Origin of the sequence: Streptomyces sp. DH12 (genome assembly GCF_020873895.1) — a bacterium.
GTDB lineage: Bacteria > Actinomycetota > Actinomycetes > Streptomycetales > Streptomycetaceae > Streptomyces.
On record NZ_JAHWGT010000896.1, the window covers coordinates 1 to 472 of the forward strand.

A 472-nucleotide genomic window follows, 5' to 3' on the forward strand; every position below is an offset into this window, starting at 1 on the left:
CCCAGCCCCAGTAGCGGCCCCATGCGTCGCCGGCCCAGATGGCGCCCGCGATGATCGTGAACGTCCACAGCGGGAACACGGCCGCGTTGACGCGGTAGGCGAACTTGTCCAGCGAGGCCGCCGCGGGCAGCCGCTCCAGGAAGGACGTGGCGAAGCCGCCCGGCTTGCCGCCGTTCGCCAGCTTGTTCTCGTACGAGTCCTTGAAGAGGTACATGACCGTCGTGAACGCGCCGACGTAGAACACCGCGCCGCACAGGATCGCCGTGGAGACATGGATGTACAGCCAGTACGAATGCAGGGCGGGAACCAGCTGGTCGCTGGCGGTGTACAGAACAGTGACGGCGAGACCGAGGTCGAGGAGGACCGACGTGGTGAGGAACAGGCCGAGCCAGCGCACGTTCTTCTTCAGCGCCAGCAGCAGGAGGTACACGCCCACCGCGGTCGTGGAGAAGGTGATGTTGAACTCGTACAT

1 protein-coding gene is annotated in these 472 nt (G+C 65.5%); it reads right to left on the reverse strand.

What is annotated here, in order from left to right; genetic code table 11:
* A partial coding sequence (ccsA, locus tag LPA54_RS37665) for a cytochrome c biogenesis protein CcsA (RefSeq protein ID WP_228984929.1) occupies positions 1-472 on the reverse strand: 472 nt, incomplete at both ends.